24 protein-coding genes are annotated in these 15,735 nt (G+C 62.4%); 14 read left to right on the top strand and 10 right to left on the bottom strand.

Going from position 1 to position 15,735, the window contains the following annotated elements; translation table 11 throughout:
• The coding region (locus APY03_RS03590; protein ID WP_157103374.1) for a helix-turn-helix domain-containing protein at nt 1-444 on the bottom strand (444 nt) is incomplete at its 3' end.
• 568 nt (nt 445-1,012) lie between these two features.
• Between APY03_RS03590 and APY03_RS03595 the strand changes: the two genes are divergently transcribed.
• Nucleotides 1,013-1,942 carry a hypothetical protein gene (locus APY03_RS03595; protein ID WP_102905958.1) on the top strand — a complete coding sequence of 310 codons (930 nt, stop codon included), beginning with the start codon at nt 1,013-1,015 and terminating at the stop codon, nt 1,940-1,942.
• A 144-nt stretch (nt 1,943-2,086) separates the two neighbouring features.
• Here APY03_RS03595 and APY03_RS03600 read toward each other — a convergent pair whose 3' ends face one another.
• Nucleotides 2,087-2,371 (bottom strand): DUF1653 domain-containing protein, encoded by a 285-nt coding sequence (locus tag APY03_RS03600; protein WP_068673977.1) that lies wholly within the window; start codon nt 2,369-2,371, stop codon nt 2,087-2,089.
• Nucleotides 2,372-2,515: 144 nt separating this feature from the next.
• Between APY03_RS03600 and APY03_RS03605 the strand changes: the two genes are divergently transcribed.
• From APY03_RS03605 to APY03_RS03625, 5 genes are all read left to right on the top strand, one after another.
• Nucleotides 2,516-3,544 carry a hypothetical protein gene (locus tag APY03_RS03605; protein ID WP_146039568.1) on the top strand — a complete coding sequence of 343 codons (1,029 nt, stop codon included), beginning with the start codon at nt 2,516-2,518 and terminating at the stop codon, nt 3,542-3,544.
• A 32-nt stretch (nt 3,545-3,576) separates the two neighbouring features.
• Entirely contained in the window at nt 3,577-4,077 is a 501-nt protein-coding gene (locus APY03_RS03610; protein ID WP_068673981.1) for a hypothetical protein, read from the top strand.
• A 53-nt stretch (nt 4,078-4,130) separates the two neighbouring features.
• Entirely contained in the window at nt 4,131-4,475 is a 345-nt protein-coding gene (locus tag APY03_RS03615; protein ID WP_068673983.1) for a hypothetical protein, read from the top strand.
• Between the two features lie 80 nt (nt 4,476-4,555).
• Nucleotides 4,556-5,740, top strand: a complete 1,185-nt coding sequence (locus tag APY03_RS03620) for a hypothetical protein (protein ID WP_146039567.1) — start codon at nt 4,556-4,558, stop codon at nt 5,738-5,740.
• A 44-nt stretch (nt 5,741-5,784) separates the two neighbouring features.
• Nucleotides 5,785-6,375, top strand: a complete 591-nt coding sequence (locus APY03_RS03625; protein WP_068673987.1) for a hypothetical protein — start codon at nt 5,785-5,787, stop codon at nt 6,373-6,375.
• A gap of 143 nt (nt 6,376-6,518) precedes the next feature.
• Here the strand turns inward: APY03_RS03625 and APY03_RS03630 are convergent, their stop codons facing one another.
• Both APY03_RS03630 and APY03_RS03635 read right to left on the bottom strand, forming a co-directional pair.
• Nucleotides 6,519-7,130 (bottom strand): hypothetical protein, encoded by a 612-nt coding sequence (locus APY03_RS03630; protein ID WP_068673989.1) that lies wholly within the window; start codon nt 7,128-7,130, stop codon nt 6,519-6,521.
• Nucleotides 7,131-7,191: 61 nt separating this feature from the next.
• On the bottom strand, nt 7,192-7,374 hold the full coding sequence (locus APY03_RS03635; protein WP_232324142.1) for a hypothetical protein: 183 nt from the start codon (nt 7,372-7,374) through the stop codon (nt 7,192-7,194).
• Between the two features lie 260 nt (nt 7,375-7,634).
• Between APY03_RS03635 and APY03_RS03640 the strand changes: the two genes are divergently transcribed.
• From APY03_RS03640 to APY03_RS03655, 4 genes are read left to right on the top strand one after another with little or no spacing between them, the layout of a single operon-like run.
• Complete coding sequence (locus tag APY03_RS03640; protein WP_068673994.1) at nt 7,635-8,444, top strand: hypothetical protein; 810 nt, start codon at nt 7,635-7,637, stop codon at nt 8,442-8,444.
• 3 nt (nt 8,445-8,447) lie between these two features.
• Entirely contained in the window at nt 8,448-8,948 is a 501-nt protein-coding gene (locus tag APY03_RS03645; RefSeq protein ID WP_068673996.1) for a hypothetical protein, read from the top strand.
• 58 nt (nt 8,949-9,006) lie between these two features.
• Nucleotides 9,007-9,681 carry a hypothetical protein gene (locus APY03_RS03650; RefSeq protein ID WP_068673998.1) on the top strand — a complete coding sequence of 225 codons (675 nt, stop codon included), beginning with the start codon at nt 9,007-9,009 and terminating at the stop codon, nt 9,679-9,681.
• The gene (locus APY03_RS03655) at nt 9,678-10,409 is read left to right on the top strand and encodes a hypothetical protein (protein ID WP_068674000.1); all 732 of its coding nucleotides are present in this window, start codon (nt 9,678-9,680) and stop codon (nt 10,407-10,409) included. Before APY03_RS03650 ends, APY03_RS03655 begins: the two co-directional genes overlap by 4 nt.
• A 12-nt stretch (nt 10,410-10,421) precedes the next feature.
• Here APY03_RS03655 and APY03_RS43195 read toward each other — a convergent pair whose 3' ends face one another.
• The 4 genes from APY03_RS43195 to APY03_RS03675 form a co-directional block, all read right to left on the bottom strand.
• Nucleotides 10,422-10,685, bottom strand: a complete 264-nt coding sequence (locus tag APY03_RS43195) for a hypothetical protein (protein ID WP_068674002.1) — start codon at nt 10,683-10,685, stop codon at nt 10,422-10,424.
• 33 nt (nt 10,686-10,718) lie between these two features.
• Nucleotides 10,719-11,078, bottom strand: a complete 360-nt coding sequence (locus tag APY03_RS03665) for a helix-turn-helix domain-containing protein (RefSeq protein ID WP_162487218.1) — start codon at nt 11,076-11,078, stop codon at nt 10,719-10,721.
• A 13-nt stretch (nt 11,079-11,091) separates the two neighbouring features.
• Nucleotides 11,092-11,445, bottom strand: a complete 354-nt coding sequence (locus APY03_RS03670; protein ID WP_162570925.1) for a hypothetical protein — start codon at nt 11,443-11,445, stop codon at nt 11,092-11,094.
• Nucleotides 11,446-11,713: 268 nt separating this feature from the next.
• Nucleotides 11,714-12,103: a GIY-YIG nuclease family protein gene (locus APY03_RS03675; RefSeq protein ID WP_162487217.1), complete on the bottom strand. Its 390-nt coding sequence runs from the start codon at nt 12,101-12,103 to the stop codon at nt 11,714-11,716.
• A 204-nt stretch (nt 12,104-12,307) separates the two neighbouring features.
• Between APY03_RS03675 and APY03_RS03680 the strand changes: the two genes are divergently transcribed.
• From APY03_RS03680 to APY03_RS03695, 4 genes are all read left to right on the top strand, one after another.
• Entirely contained in the window at nt 12,308-12,862 is a 555-nt protein-coding gene (locus tag APY03_RS03680; RefSeq protein WP_068674010.1) for a hypothetical protein, read from the top strand.
• Complete coding sequence (locus tag APY03_RS03685) at nt 12,859-13,290, top strand: hypothetical protein (RefSeq protein WP_068674012.1); 432 nt, start codon at nt 12,859-12,861, stop codon at nt 13,288-13,290. Before APY03_RS03680 ends, APY03_RS03685 begins: the two co-directional genes overlap by 4 nt.
• Before the next feature lie 94 nt (nt 13,291-13,384).
• Complete coding sequence (locus APY03_RS03690) at nt 13,385-13,693, top strand: hypothetical protein (RefSeq protein WP_068674014.1); 309 nt, start codon at nt 13,385-13,387, stop codon at nt 13,691-13,693.
• 120 nt (nt 13,694-13,813) lie between these two features.
• Nucleotides 13,814-14,467, top strand: coding sequence for a hypothetical protein (locus APY03_RS03695; protein WP_068674016.1), 654 nt, complete (start codon nt 13,814-13,816; stop codon nt 14,465-14,467).
• Between the two features lie 110 nt (nt 14,468-14,577).
• On the opposite strand, the gene APY03_RS03700 is transcribed toward APY03_RS03695, so the two are convergent.
• Together APY03_RS03700 and APY03_RS03705 are read right to left on the bottom strand one after the other, a co-directional pair.
• Nucleotides 14,578-15,072, bottom strand: coding sequence for a hypothetical protein (locus APY03_RS03700; RefSeq protein ID WP_068674018.1), 495 nt, complete (start codon nt 15,070-15,072; stop codon nt 14,578-14,580).
• Between the two features lie 194 nt (nt 15,073-15,266).
• Nucleotides 15,267-15,638: a hypothetical protein gene (locus tag APY03_RS03705; protein ID WP_068674020.1), complete on the bottom strand. Its 372-nt coding sequence runs from the start codon at nt 15,636-15,638 to the stop codon at nt 15,267-15,269.
• Nucleotides 15,639-15,735 lie beyond the last annotated feature (97 nt).

Below are 15,735 nucleotides of genomic sequence, written 5' to 3' on the forward strand. Positions count from 1 at the left end.
CTGCTCCTGGGTGTGGTTCGGGACTAGGGTCTGCATGAGAGGGGGCAGCCCGAGCCGGTCCTGGTTCGCGGCCTCCCATTCCTGGGCAAGCGCCGCCTCGCGCTGGCGGTCACGGTACTCGAGGTCGCTCTTCGTCCGGTTGAATGCGTAGCCGCGGTGCACGATGCCGGCCGGCAGGGGCGTGTACTGGTCTTTATCGTCGTCGTCGCTCTTTGCCACCAGGCGCGGAGTGTGATTCAGGGCGAGTGCGAGCAGAACGAAGGTGCTCAGGCTGGTGTCGGCGTCCTCCGCCTCAGTTCGTTGGATGGTCATGCGGCTCACGCCGGCGCGACTGGCCAGTTCGGCCTGGGTGAGGCCCATGGCGGTACGTGCATTAGCCAGCTGTGACAGGAGCGTGTTCTTGACGAGCGGCGCCACGTGGGTCAGGTCTTCCTTCGTTGCCATCAGAGAGCCTCCATCGGCAAAGTCTCTTCCTCGACGACCATGGTGTGCGATTGCAACGTGACCTTAGCGAGCCGTGCCGTTCCTCCATGCATCCGGGCGGCTTCCGCAAAGCAGCAAACCAAAAAGGCCTTCACGGCAGCGGCCGTGGGAGTTTCGAAACAGTTTTCCGAATGAAGTGAAACGACCCACGCGAGCTTTCCCTCAAGCTCCTCAGCGCCCTCAGCGGCGCACAGGTCGTACGCGGGAACCTCGTACTGGATGCCGCCGTCGTTGACGGCCTGGATGGCAACCGGCAGCTTGCCGATTCCAGTCCCGTACCGAAGATGGTACTGCCTCCCTCGCTGTCCTCTGACGCGGGCAACTCGTTCAGAACAAACCAGAAGTTGAGGAATTGCTGCTGCAGGTATTTGGTGATGTGGAGCTGGGACATGTGTTATCCGTTATAAGGGTGCAGTCTCATGATACACCGATGTAGCCAGGTAGGTCAAGGGATACGGTTGTGTGCAGTGGCCTAAAGCGCATCGCGGTTGCTACACCGTGAAGGCCAACTACTACCAAGGATATGAACATGAGTGAAGCTGCTCTCCTCGAACGACCCACTGCAGACAAGACCTACAGCAAGGACGACATCATCCCTTCGTCCGCCTGGGGCAAAGACCACTGGTCCACCCTCTCCTACGTGGAAGCAGTTGCGACGGACTGTGCCGGCTTTCAGGTTGGCGCGGACGCGCGCATGCGCAGCACGCGGCGCAACCTCCGGGTGATGCAGAGCGAATGCCCCCGGCCGAAGCGTGCTGGCGCCCGCTCTTGGCCGCACGCAGTCGATTCCCACCACGGAACGCGCCTTCGCGACGGCTCTGAAGTCGACGGGCACGACGACTGGGCCTGCCTGCTGGACCTGGCGGCCGAAGGCCTGTTCACGTGCAACGAGCAGGACCTCGAGCCTGGAGAGGTGCTGCACCTGTCCAAGAAAGGCAAGGCATGGGCTTCTGCCCTGCGCTCGCACAAGCAGGCGGGCGGCGCCTTTTCGACGTTCACTGCCGACGGGCTCCCCCAGATGGAGCTGGAGGGCAAGGCACCACCGAAAGAGGTTTTTGTGTGGATGAACAAGCGCATCGACGTTAGCGCCATCCTTGCGGACATTGCCAGCAAGAAGCTACGCCCGAAGGAAGTGACCATGGATGCGGAGTTCGTGGCGACCTACGCCCGAACTTTCCTGGGCATCGACAAGGCCAAACGCGATGTCGACCAGATTGGTTCGCTCTTCATCGCGGTGAGCTCGAAACACGCGCTTGAGTTGCCACAAGAGGTGCTGGACCAACCGGCAATCCTCATCTATGTCGGCAAAGGAAAAGGCGTTCTCAAGACCGAAGGTGACACGGCCGACTACCTGCTGTGTGACGGCAACCACCGTTACATCCGCGCCTACATGGATGACCTCGGCGACCGAAAGGCCTACGTCCTGAGCCCGGCTCAGTCGCGGGCTTACCGGAAATAAGCCCTCACGAGCGCACGCTCGCTGCTTCTAGCACCCCGCTTTGCCGGGGTGCTTTTCTTTGGCTCCCGTGCTCGAGCCCGGAGCGGTGCCGGAGAAACGAAAACCCCCGCTCTAGGCGGGGGTGAATGACGCACTGGCTCTTGTCTATTGGGATGCGGCAGCGGCCCTGCGCTTGGCCTTGGCTGCGGTGATGGCGGCCTGCGCAGCTTCGCGGTCGCCTTTTAGCGCCTTGATGACCTCGGCTTCCGGGATGTGCTTGAAGCGCGACAGCCATTCCGACGCCGGACGAACCCAGGTGTCGGGCTCGAAAGGCCAGACGTGGCGGTAGACCACGACGTTGCTTGCATCCTCGGTGTGCTTGCCGAAGCACGTGAGAGCGTAGATGCCGCCATCGGTATGGCGAAAGTAGGTGGGAACGGCTGTAAGCACGTAGGGGCTCCATGCAGATATCGAATGTGCCATATAGCGACCAGGTCGGCGGCCGCACCGCGCCCCGCGGCGCCATCCCAAGCGCGGCTTAGCCCGGTCGGCATACAAAACACGGGGCTACATGTGTCACGTGGCCCAGCACCGTTGAGCTGGCAGGCACCTGGCGTTCAGGGCAGAAGCCACGACTTTGCCGACCCAGAGAACCATATGCTCAAACGACTCCCCCAGGCCCTGGCCACCGCCGCCAGCCTGTTGATGACCACCCACAGCGCAGCCGCCGGCGGTGTCATGCCGATGAGGGACCTGACCGTTCTCGGCAGCGCCGCCTTCCCTGGCTCAATGCTCCCGCCCGGCGCGCGACCGGCGCAGCCCCAAACGTCCAATCCCTCCCCCGCTCCCGGCAGCCCGACGGAAGCTGCCCCTGCGCCAGACGCAGCGGGTCCTTGGAGCGACACCCCGACGCTGACCGTGGCGCGTGCCCTACAAGCCGAGCTTCATCGAACGGATTCGCTGGTCGCGACGTTCCAGAACACGACCGGGAAGACGCTACAGCTGAATTACCTGCCGGTCGGCGTGCTTGCCTATCCCTTCTCGTCACAGGTCGAGTCCGGGTGTCCCGCTGTCGGCGGGACGCTCGCCGTCGGCGCCACCTGCAAGCTGCTCCTCCAGTTCGCGCCCGGAGCCGGTGCGGCAGGGACCTACCAGGACGCAGAAAGCTTCTTCTTTCAATGGCAGTTCGAGGCCTGCGCGGCTGGAGCTTGCGGTGACCCCGCTGCAGCAGGCCACAAGACGTTGGCGATTCTGACCGGGCAGGTGACTGCGCCGGCGCGCCCGGTCATGTTGGCTTTCGACCAAGGTGGCGCCCTGGGTTACTTGCCCGCAGGAACCGTTCTAACGAGGAAGGTGAAGCTCCACAACAGCGGTACGAACAACTACCAGGTCTACAGCGTTGGCTTCTTCCAGGACGGCTCACAGGGGCAAATCAAAAACCTCAGCTCGACCTGCCAAATCGGCGTTGCCGGTGGCCAAACCTGCGAACTGTCCTTCACCGTGGAGGTGAGCCAGTGGCAGCCGGCTGGAACCTACCGCTCGACGCTACGTGTTGGCGGCGCCGACCCGGCTGCAAACAACTACAGCCTCAACGCGGACATCGAGGTGAGTTTCACCAAGTAGTGATGCGCGGAAGGAACGAAAATCGCCTGGGGATGGCGACGGCCCCTGCTGACCTCGACCCTCTGAAGGAGCTCGCGCGCCTATGTCGAACCGCGGCTGTTCGCGAGACGCTCGAGCGACTTGGCAACCTGCTGTGCCACAGCCTTGATGCCGCGGGCGTGCGCTGGCAGGCGCTCGAGACGGGCCATACCGTAGCTCAGCGTGCCGACGGCTGTGACGCCTGCTGCTCCATTGCCCTCCTCGGCAAGAAGCCCGTGTACAACAGGGCCGCTCCCCTTCCCGCCCCGGAGTTTCGCCTTGACCTGAGGTTTCGGACACAACTCGCCTCAGACTGGGAGGTGACTGCCTGCCTAGCTGACAGGTCTGGCGCTTTCCCTCAGCCACCAGCTCGATTTTGGTCCCGCGAGGTGCTGCTCGGCGACCTTTGGCACCTGAACACCGACCTTGACGTCCTCGAACTGGACGGCCTTTTCGACGACTGGGAGCAAAGCTGCCTGCTCGAAGTTGCCGACTTCGTCGGCCATTCGTTCTAAACCCTGCGTCACCCGGCGTTTGCTAGACGAAGGACAAAACCACCTAGGACATCATGAAATACGCCCTCCCCTTCGACATCGAAATCGAAACTACCCTCGACGGCGCCGGCCGCATCGTGCGCTCCGGCCTCAGCAAGGAGCTTGTTGGCAACCACGGCGCAATGCCTGTGGAAGCGTGGGTGAAGCTCTCCACCCTGGAGCAACACAAGGTGTTGAGCCAGGGCGCGAAGCACCCCTTCGCCGCGCATGCTGAAGACCGGGTGGCCAGTGGCATCGTCGCCGGCATGGAGGCCCTCCTCCTGGCGCTGGCCTGTGAAGGCATCAACCTCAACTCCGTCTCGGCCGCCAAGGCCCTCGTGACCGCTGTCGAGGCCGCGGCCAAACAGCAGGCCGACTGAGCTCCCCTCATTCCCTTCGAAGCCCGCTCACCGCGGGCTTCCTTATGGGCGCTTGCGCAGTGGCGCGCCCGACTCTCTAGATGACCCGAGGCCTGCTCGCTATACGGCCTAGGACAACTCACAAGGAACCAATTTTGGAAACACTAGCCCTCCTGCTGGTCGTGCCGCTCCTCTGGCCCTTCATCGCGAAGGCAATTTGGAAGCATGAGCTGACCGTGCGGGAAATTGCCATCAACCTGGCCGTCGGCGCCGCCATCGTCATCCTCGGATGGGCCGGCGGACGCTATGCCCAGACGCACGATGTCGAGTTGCTCAACGGTGAAGTGCTCCGCAAGGAGTCCCATCGTGTCTCCTGCGAGCACAGTTACGAGTGCAACTGCACGTCCTCAACCAGCACCGATTCCCAGGGCCGGACCACCACAACGAAGAGCTGCTCCACTTGCTACGAGCACACTCATGACGTCGACCACACGCTGTACACCAACGTGGGGGACATCGACATCGACCGCGTTGACCGTCAAGGGCTCACAGTCCCTCCGCGCTTCACCAAGGCCGCCGTTGGGGACCCGGTGGCGAAAAGCCACAACTTCGTGAACTACGTGAAGGCTGCGCCCGAGTCGCTGTTCAACACGCTCGCCGAGAAGGCCGCGTACGCGAAATTCGACGGCCACCTGCCTCCCTATCCGGACGAAATCCATGACTACCACTACGCGAATCGTGTTCTGGTCGTCGGCGCAAAGGTGCCGGACGCAGCCGAATGGAATGCAAAGCTCGCAGGCGCCTTGAAGAAGCTCGGCCCGGCCAAGCACGCGAACGCCGTCCTGGTGTTCACCGCCGACACGGACCCGAACTACGCGCAGGCCCTGCGCCAGAAATGGCTGGGCGGAAAGAAGAACGACATTATTGTGGTCATCGGCGCGCCCAGCTACCCTGAGGTCGAATGGGCCCGCGTCGTGACCTGGTCCGACAGCCAGCTCTTCAAAGTGCAGCTCCAGGATGCCATCCAGGACCTGAAGACCGTGACGCCCGATTCCGTCATCGCCTTGCTCACAGAGCAAACGATGAAGGGCTTCGAGCGCAAGAAAATGTCCGACTTCGAGTACCTGAAATGGGAAATCGCCCCGCCTACGTGGCTGCTTGCCCTGCTGTTCGTGCTCTCGCTGGTCGCCAGCGTCGTCACGTCAATCAAGCTTGCTAACAACTCCGAATCGTCGGGCGGCTACATGCCGCGCCGGTTCGCACGAAACGCTAAAAGCCGGCGCTAAACGCCCCTGCCTCCCAGTTCATCAATCACCAAGGAAATCACCCCATGAAGAAAAATCAACACGGCTCGGCCGCTGTCGGCATCCTCATCGCAATCGTCGCCCTGTTCGTGCTGATTGGCGCGGTCTTCGGTGTCAGCTACATCTCGGCCTACAACGCCGGCAACACCATGGAGCAAGGCATCAAGGCCACGCACCAGAACAACCAAAACATCCTGGCGACGTACTCGCAGAAGGTCCTGGAGGCCGCACAGGTCACAGACATGATGCGCGACGACCTGGTGCGGGTGACGAAGGCAGCCATCGAGGGCCGCTATGGCGCTGATGGCTCCAAGGCGGTGTTCCAGGCAATAACCGAAACCAACCCGCAAGTGTCGGAAAAGCTCTACCTGAAGCTTCAGCAAATTGTAGAGTCCGGTCGCGACGAATTCAAGGTCAACCAGACTACGCTCATCGACAAGAAGCGCGTTTACCAGCAGGAGCTCGGCTCCTTTTGGCGCGGTATGTGGATGCGCATTGCCGGCTACCCGAAAATCAACCTCGACGACTACAAGGTTGTCATCACCGAAGGTGTCGAAGCAACCTTCAAGAGCGGCAAGGAATCGGCACCGATTCGACTGCGCGCTCCCCAGCAATAAGCCTCTGGCTTGATTTCGAGCGGACCCTCTCTGGGTCCGCTTTTCTTTGCTCCTCGGACTGAGGCAGTCCACCGCCAAGAAAAGGCGCCCCGACGGCGCTGTGGCGGTCGGGGCGGAATGGTTGGTTTAGGCTAAGGTGGCCGTTAGAGGTCCTCGGTATGCTCCGCTTTGAGGCGCCGTTCTGTGAGGTCGAACCAGCCCTCCAGGCGCTGAAAGATTTCAGCTTGGGAGAACATGTCGCGGCTTTCACCAATGAGCTGCAACAGCTGAGCCTCTTTGCCGCTGTACGCGACCCAGTCGGGCATATGCCGGCAGAGGTGAGCGCAGTAAGCTGCATGGGCCTCGAAGTTGAGCTTCATGCCGAAGGCGTCGGCTAGGCGCGCTTGGATGCCATAGGTGCGGCACTCGCGCTCCGTAGCCTGGCCGGTGACAGGGTGTTCGTACTCGCGTCCCGCAATTTCGATTTTGCCCAGGTTGAAGGTGAAGCCGCCCCAGGGGTTGCAGCGTTCATCGAACCTGTCCGGGCCGAACTCGACTGCGTGGGCCAGGTCGTGGCAAATCGCTCCGAATTCTGACGAGTAGGCGTAGCGCCCACCAAACACGTATTCCCTGTAGCCCTCTTGTTCTAGGTCGAAGTGAAACCCTGGGTGCCGCATCAGCGGAATGCGCGCGAGGCGCTCGTCAAATACGCGACGCAGCCGCGGGATGCGCGATTGGGGGATGGTCTTCATCCCCAGTCCAAAAATGTCTGCCATGTCGTGTGCTCAAGTGGTCCTAACGACGTCTAGCGACGAGGGCAATGCCCGCGAGCGCCCCCTACCTGCCGCGCGCCTCCTCTTCCTCCATGCAGGTCTCGCACCAGCCCGTGGGGTCGCCAAGATGTGCCTTGGCCAGCGCGAGTGTCGGATGGTTGACGACGTGGCCATGTGCTTCGCAAATCGTTGCCCAGGGACCTCCGCTTTCATCCAGGTCGGCCTGGGCGGCGGAGTACAGACCCACAAGGTGTCCGGTTTTGCGGCTTTCGCGCTGCAAGACGCACCCCGCAAGGTCTGCGAACTCGTATTTCTTGACCGCTCCAGTCATCCCCGCTCCTTTCGCCAAATCAGCTAAAACTAAAACGCATCGGCGCACTTTTGAGATGCTAAAATGTATCATGCAACAATGCGCTTTAGGCGGCGGCTTCGTGCTTCGACTCCGGCGCCGCGATAAGCGCCGTCCATATACAAAGCTTCCGCTGAGAAGCGTGTTGGCCTCAAACTATGAACACCCTCGAAATCCATTGCGAACTCGGCGAGCTGAGCCGCCCCTTCGTCTGCGAGCCGGTCCAACCCAACCAGCTCGTGCACCTCACGCTCACCGTCGACGGCAAGCCCTTTGCCTCCACCAAGGATGAGACCACCGACGGTCCCCGCCTTGACGGCAACACCCTACTGGCAGGTCGACTGCGCGGGGCGCAACTCTTCCTGCTGAATTGTGAATGCGGTGTGCCTGAGTGCGCCGGCGTCTTTGAGCCGGTTCATATCCGCCGACGGACGGGAGCGGTCTCATGGACGTTCTCGCAGGCCTACTTCGATTACCTGCGCAGTCGGGGCTTCGTCCAGGGGGAGCCGCGGGAGGTGTCGTTCGAGTTCGACCGAGTCGGCTACGAGAGCCTTCTAGAGGCAGCTGAGGATTTCGCGGTAGCCGCTGAAGCGGGCGGCGGCAGGGTCGCCCTGCTTGGCGAGAGCGAGCGTCCTGTTGCCAAGTCCATCCTCATCCAGCTCGCGGCGGCGCGCCAGCTGATGGCAGCTCGGCTGGCCAGCCGGTGGTTTGTGTCCTCGGCAGCGGGCCGGCAGGGCTACGAGGTCATCCGTCCCCGCTCGGTTGCGGGGCGGACACCTGACTTCAAGGGTGCCCTGCCCGAGCGGCCCAGCGTCGACCGGGGCATCCGCATGGGGGTGGGCTCGCCGGAGCATCACCTTGTCTACCAGTATCAATTCGACGACCGGTCAGGCACCGGTCATTGGGCCTACTCGTACACGCAGGTCGACGGCACCTTGTGCGATTTTCCGCCACCGTGGGAGGCGTGAGCCATGGCCAACGTCGCGGCCCACTGCCGCCCGGGCCACCACGCTCATGCGGGCCATACGCCGGTCTGTGCCTGGCCCGCAGATTGCTACGTCCAATGGGGGACAAAGGGACTGGTCTTGCGCCGAGACGGCGGCGAGCCATACATCACAGCCTACTTCGAAGCGTTCCCCGAGACGTTCATCCGAGGAGAAGGCTCCAACGTAGAGGACGCGGAGCGAAACGCATTTGCCAAGTTCGAGCGCTATCAAGCTTGTCCGGGCCACGAGTTCGAGCGCCGGGGGTACACGAACGGTGCAGGGTTCTGCAAGCACTGCGGGATGTTCAAGGGCAAGGCGTTCCTTCCGGCGACCTCGTGCACCGTATGCTCAACGCCAACTGATTACAGCTACGGCGTCGATGCCAACAAGGTTTCCCATTGGTACTGCGAAGACCATGAGCAGCTGCGGCCGCGGGACACGCAACCGAGCTTCGTCGACCGCCTACGTGCCTCCAACGAGGACTAGGCCCCGGGCCAGCCCGCCTTCAAACTTCGATTTCCGAGTCATAGCCCCCAGGAGCACCATGCGCCCAATTGTCCTGCCAGTCATCCACTTTGCTGAAAAGGCCCGTGCCTTCCACAACGCCGCGGTTGCTTTTGACGCCGGGTGCGACGGGGTGTGGCTCATCTCGATGGACGGGCGAGATTCGTTGCTCGAGCCCGCTGCGCTTGAAATCAAGGCTGCCTGGCCGACCAAGCAGGTCGGCATCAATTATCTGACCCTGCCGGCCGTAGAGGCCATTAGGCGCAATGTCGCAGCCGGGCTGGACATGACCTGGGCTGACAATGCGCGCGTGAATACGACGGAGGACGACGCGCTGGGCCTTCCGATTGCCGCCGAGCTACGCAAGTATCCTGGGCACGCGTTTTTTGGAGGGGTGGCGTTCAAGTACCAGGCGGCGGAGCCCAACCCGGGCCTGGCTGCGCAGCGCGCGGTTGAGTTCGGCATGATTCCAACCACGAGCGGGGAGGCGACCGGCAAGGCGGCAGACGTCGAAAAGCTGAAGCTCATGCGCGCGGCGCTGGGTGAGGCCCCGCTCGCTATCGCCAGCGGAATCACCCCGGACAACGTCAACCTGTACGCCCCCTACCTCACGCACATCTTGGTGGCAACGGGGGTCTCGGCGAGCTTCCACGACTTCGATTACGAGTTGCTAGCTCTCCTCATGGGTCGGCTCGAAATGGGGCGTGCAGCATGAGCGCCGGCGCAAGGGCTGTCCGTCGCGGCCTCGAGAGAGTCTCGCTGACAGGCCCGGATGACAACACCTCCGTCGATGCGTTGGCCGAGCTCGGACGCCGCTACCCGTTTGTCGAATGGGCGCTACTTTACCTACCCGAGAAGGAGCGGCTGGCACGCAACCCGACGAGGGCTTGGCGAGAGCGCTTTTTCGATGCGGGGGCCGCCGGCGGTTCGGCCGTTCACCTGTGCGGGCTTCAGGCTTTTGCGGAGCTGAAGGCCGGCGCCCTGCCAACGGACATCCTGCAGGCTGGTCGGCTGCAATTGAACATCAATGCGCGCGGGGTGGTATTCAGCGTGAGCGAGACGCTCGACCTCTACCGGCGCGCGCTGGACCTCGGGCCTGACCTCATCCTCCAGCGCCATGGCGGCACTACCGCGGCAATCGAGCTATTCCTCGGTCACCTCGCCGGCGATGACCGGTCGCGCGTCCACGTGCTGCTCGACGAGTCAAAGGGCCGTGGCGTGAAGCCCGATGCCTGGACCATGCCGAAGGGGCTTGGGAGCGCGTTTCTCGGTTTCGCGGGGGGCATTTCGCCAGGCAACGTCGCGACCGTGGCGCGAGCAGTCGATGAACTGAGCGTAGCTTACTGGCTGGACATGGAGTCCGGTGTGCGCACGGAAAACGAGTTCGACATCAGTAAGGCGAAAGCCGTTCTCGAAACGGTCGCCGAGTTCGTGGCGAGCTAGCAGCTCAACCTGCTATTTCGCTGGCGCCAAGAGCTTCAACAGGAAAGCGGCGACCAGGAAGACAGCCCCGCCGCGCAAGCTCCAGCGGTCTACCCAGGACCATCGTGACAGTTCGGCTTCGAGTGCAGCTATTACAACGGGCGCCATCGGGTCCTCGGGGCGTGACTTGGCCTTCGCGTCTGAGACAACCTTTCGAAGGTTGTCGACGAATCCATAGAGCCCGTCGTTGCGCCAAGCCGTCACCACGAGCAGGATGCCGCTGACGAGGCCGCACACGTCAGACCATGTTTCTAGGGACACGTGGCACGCTCAAAGAGATATCACCCGACGCGGCTCGCTGGTTTGGCCTTCCAGGTCTTCCAGGCCAAGGACCAATCGCTTTCCGGCTGCGTGTGCCAATCGGACGAGCGTCAGCAATGAAGGACCGCGCTCCATCTCTCCTGTCTCTAGGCGGCTGATTTCGGCCTGGCCAATCCCGCTGGCTGCCTCTAGCCCCTCCTGCGACAGCGCACCTTCCTTTCGCATCTCCCGGAGGAATGCCCCAATTTGCTTCAGCATTTCGTAGTTGTCGAACCCGAACCGGACTTCTGGGTCTTGAAGCAGGCTTGCTTCAAACTCCTCAGACTCGCGCGCTTGGGCAGCGGCATCGTTTACGTTCATTCGTCCCATGGTCTTCTCTCCTTCAGGTTGACCGCCCCCACGCGCGTGCACGCGCATCCGGCGCGGACTTTGGAAGACCGACTCGTGCGGTAGCCTGCCAGGCGTCGATGGCAAGAAGGGTCACTACGCCAGCCTCGACCTGATAGACGCACTCGACTCGGCCGAACAGGTTGTATGAATACTCCACCCCGTACAGCGTAGCGTAGCCCCCGGCACCGGAGGTCAGGTATTCGCTGGGGGCCAGGGGCTCGAGGCCGAGGTCCATGGCATGGTGGCGAGCAATCATCATCCCAGTACATTGTTTCACCGCCCGGCCGGGCGCCTTGAGGACGTCGAGCAACTCGAGCCGGGCGTCCGGGTGGTAGATGGGCAGCACGTTCAAATTATGGGCTTTTCCACATGGAATGCAAGTCTGCCCGCCAAAGCAATCCTGACCTGCTTTTTTGTGCCGGCTGCGCTCCTAGCCGCGCTCCCCCGGACGCCGGAGGGCTGCTGCTTCACAAGGCTCGGTTTCACGCCCCCGGACGAGCATCCCGACGAATTGCGCTGGTCAGACCGGATTCGAACACCAAGGCGGAATCCATCTTCCAGTTCCTCGGGGAGCGCTACCCGAGCGATTTCACGCTCGAGACGGTCGAGCTGTATTAGCGGAAGCCTGCCCGGGCCAAAACGGCTCGGTCTTCCTCTACAGCCTTCGCTACCGCAGCGCAAACTGGCTCGTAGTGGCCCTGGAAGAACTCTTTGACCCGGGCGAAGCAGGACAGGGCGCGGTGAGCCGCCTTCTCGACATAGTGGCGGTCGAGCACCTCCCAGCTGGCAACCAACATGAATGCGCCGACCACGGCTTCGTTGTTCAGTTCGGCCAGGCGCTTCTCGGGCGTGCGCCCCGTCTTCCCCACCTTCAGGAAGTCCCGCTGAAGGGGATTCCCGACGACGTAGACGTGCCCTTGCGCCGCTTGGAGGTAGTCCCGCACCGCTTTCGTCGCGAAGTCGCGCCAGTCGTCCTCGAACGGGTGCGCGGTGAACGAGCGCATCACATCGCCCTTTCCCTGCCGTAGGGCCGAAAGAACGAGTTCTGCGGTACGGGGCGCGTCATTGGCGTCGAAGGCGCGCTCGAGGGCGGCGATTGAGACCAGGTGAGGAAGCTGAGGCATCGCCCGTGTAGGCGGTCCGTTTAGCCGCGGCGCCGCTCGGTCGCTACAGGTCTCAGGACCTATTCATCACACAAAGGAAAAGACATGGGATGCTGGAGCTACGCCATCATCGGCTCGGACGACGCGCTCGACTGGGAGTGCGACCTCTTGGAACTCGCCAAGATTGACCTGGAGAACGACGAAGCGAACACACCGCTCACGCGCGCCCGGCTCGAGGCAGCCATTCCGGAATTGTTCGCAAAGCTGGACGGTCGCCTCGGCGAGCGGGACGAAGAACGCGAGCGCTACAACCGCTCCATCGGCTACCAGGTCCTCGGCGTCTTGCTGATGGGCGCGGGTTGCACGCTGACGGAAGAGATGCGCGAAAAGCTTGTTGCCGGCAGTACCAACTGCGGCGAATACAAGATGGCGTCCTTGACGAAGGAAAAGGTCAGGGACCGCCTCGTGGAGGTCGGTTCGACGGAAGATGAAATCGTCAGCTGCCTGAGGGCCTACGACGGTGAACGCCTGCGCGGTCGCAAGGCCGCCATTGATGGCCTGGTCGCAAACCTTCGGGAATACGACATCGCCGGTGGCACTCAGCTGCACGTCGAGTCCCCCAGCCTCTTTGACAAGATGGCCGAGGTGCTCGGCGCATGAAAGTACAAGTTCTCGGTGACATTTCGCTCGTGTCGAGCGTCTATGTGGAACTGACGGCGCAGGGCTTCCTGCATCTGTTGGTCAACACGAAGGACCGGGGCGCCCCTTACCAGGTGTCGGGGGGCTGGTCGTTGTATGCGCAGATTGTGCAAGACGCGCAGATGCCCAAGCATCGGGTCGTCGCGATACACCCTCTCACGGACGACCGAGCCGAACTTGCCGCCATCCTGCGCGATGACGAGGGGGACTACCGGGTTGGCGCCGAAGTGGTGCTGATTGCGGAAGGTGAAGCCGAAGGTGAGCTCGTGCAAGGCGTCGCGTACGAGGCGCAGTGCAAGGACCAAGTCGAGGTTCTGTTCGTTCCCATTCAAGCCAACCTTGCCCCCAAGGAAGTCGCCGCCTGGAAGCCGCCAGGGGCATCAACCTGATTTCCAGCCGCTGACCCTGTGTCAGCGGCTTTATCTTTGGTGCATACCCCACTCCTGCTTGCTACACCAGCCAGGACAACCACCGAGATTCGCAATGACGACCGCTTCCCCCCAAACCCATACCGAGACCATCTACGTCGCACCAGGCCGAGCTCAATGCCGCGTCTATGCGATTCCCCACGGCATGCGGCCCAACCAGGCACCGCGCGACCTGGCTGCCCCGTACCAGGACCTCTGGCGCGAAATTGGCCTCCTGAACCCCAAGCTCGAGCTGGTTTGTATTGAGCCCGCATACGCGGACCTGTCGGACGACATCGCCGGCTTGATGGGCGGCACCTACTTCGAGACCACCCGTCCGGGAGAAGCTCCTGAGCTTCCCAAGGTAAACCTTTGCGCTGCATGAATTCCGAGGCCACCTAAAGGTGGCCTCTTCGCTTTCACAGCTAGACGCCGGCTAAACGCCGGACCTACACGTGCGCAGACCTACTGCTGCCACGTTGCCGTGAATTCTCTCCGACTACGCATGGGCCGGTGCGTTATCGCGCTGGCGCTGCTCTCCCCACTTGCTGCTCTCGCCGCCTGCCCCGAAGTTATCGGGACCTATGAGGTAACCTCCGCCCAGGTCGCGCCTGAGCTCAACAACACGGTCGCCCGCGACGAGCTGACCCGGGTGGCGCAGGCTCAGCGCCCTGGCCCGGCCGACGGCCTTACAGATGTCCAGTTCGGATTCCGCGTCAAGTTTGAGGCTGGCCCTAACCGCGACGGCTGCCCGACCACAAACATCAATGCCCGATTGGTGGCTGATACCGCGGTGGTCTACATCGCGCGCGAGCTGGACGTGAAGGGATGCCGATTCCGCGCGGTGTATGACCATGAACTGCTCCACGTGCAGATTGGCCAGCGCGCCCTTGACCAGGCGGCGTTGGCCCTGCGCGCGAGTCTCAAGCGAGCGCCTGCAGCTTTCGGGACGGAGTACATCGACGGGCTGCCCCCTGAAAGCCAACTTCGACCCTGGCTGCGTCGAGAGCTGGAGCGGGCACTGGAGGTTGCTCGAGCGCAGTACACCAGGCACAACGACGAGCTGGACGTGCCAGAGGAGGCCCACCGCCTGGCCAACATGTGCGACACGACCATCCGGTACCACCTCGGCAGTCAGGTGTACCAGCTAGACCAGTAGTGCACCAATGGCGCTCGGCGCAACGTCGGACGCGCTGCTGCCGGCCTGCAAGGGCCCGAGAATCGCAAGAAAACGACCCGCGCAGGAGAACCTGGCGGGTCGGTTGTGAATCAGTCGACCTGGGGCATCGCGTGGACAGCGCCACAGCGGGTGCAGCTCATTCGGTCAAAGAACTGGTCTCCTCGCTCCACGGTCTCGTAGCTCTCCAGCCCGAAGTCGTGGTCGCAAGCGGGGTCGCCTTCGACCCATGTCTCTACGTTAGCAGGGCGGACGTAGCTTGGAAGCAGCTTTTCGAACTCCCGTAGCTTTCGCCCGGGCTCACCCAAGGGACGAGGGGCAAACCACGCAGGCGCTTCCAAGCCTTCGAGCACAGCGTCGGGAATTTCTCCGTTCACGACCTCGAGAATGTAGTAGCCCTGCTTTTCCAGGCCCAGCCACTCGTCAAAGAAGACGGTAGGCACGAGGCCTTGGCCGGCGTTGTGGGTCAGGTAGCGGTAGAGCGCGCTTCCCAAGTCTTCCTTGTCGAAGCCGAAGTCGAAGGTTCGAGCCTTTGGGTGGCCCACCGGTCCGTAGCCTACGTAAAGGCGGGGAATTGCAATTTTCATGGATGTCCTTTTGAGGACGGCTCACGGCCGTCCGTAGGTCTTGATGGAACCGCAAGCCGTGCATTCGCGCATGCTGCAGGCGTTATCTTCATGCAGCAGCACGGTTTGGCTGCAGGGGCAGGCGACCCGTTGCCACCAGTTAGCAATGGCTTGCCTGAGACCCGCGAAGCGTTGTTGCACTGGCTGTCGTTTAGTCATGGATGGCCGCGGGAATGCTGAATACGGAAGCCCATCAGCCGCGCAAACTCGGCAGGCTCGACGGAGAGCTTGAAAGGGACGCGGTCCACGACTCCGCGGCGGTAAATCGCCAGCGCTGTCTCCGCGGCTACAAACTGACCGTTCAGGCTGGAGATTGTGTCGGGCAGGTTCGGGCTATTGGGCGCGTACCAGCCGATTCGCAGCTCGCCGGCCGACGCTGTCGAGGTGTCGAAGCCGCCAACTTCAGTTGCGCCGCAGGCGTAGCAGTGGTACGGACCTGTCTGAACGTATCCCACCCCTACGTCTGTGAAATCAGCTTCGCAGTGAGGGTCGGCGCAGTAGGGGCAGGTTTCTTTGTCGAAAGGCACAGGTCGTCCTAGGTTGTTTCCTGTGACCTGTAGCGAACGACCAAAGGCGCTTGGTTACTTTGAAAACCATTGCTTGCCGCCCAGCGGAGGGAACAAC

Source organism: Variovorax sp. WDL1, from assembly GCF_001541225.1.
Classification (GTDB): Bacteria; Pseudomonadota; Gammaproteobacteria; order Burkholderiales; family Burkholderiaceae_C; genus Variovorax.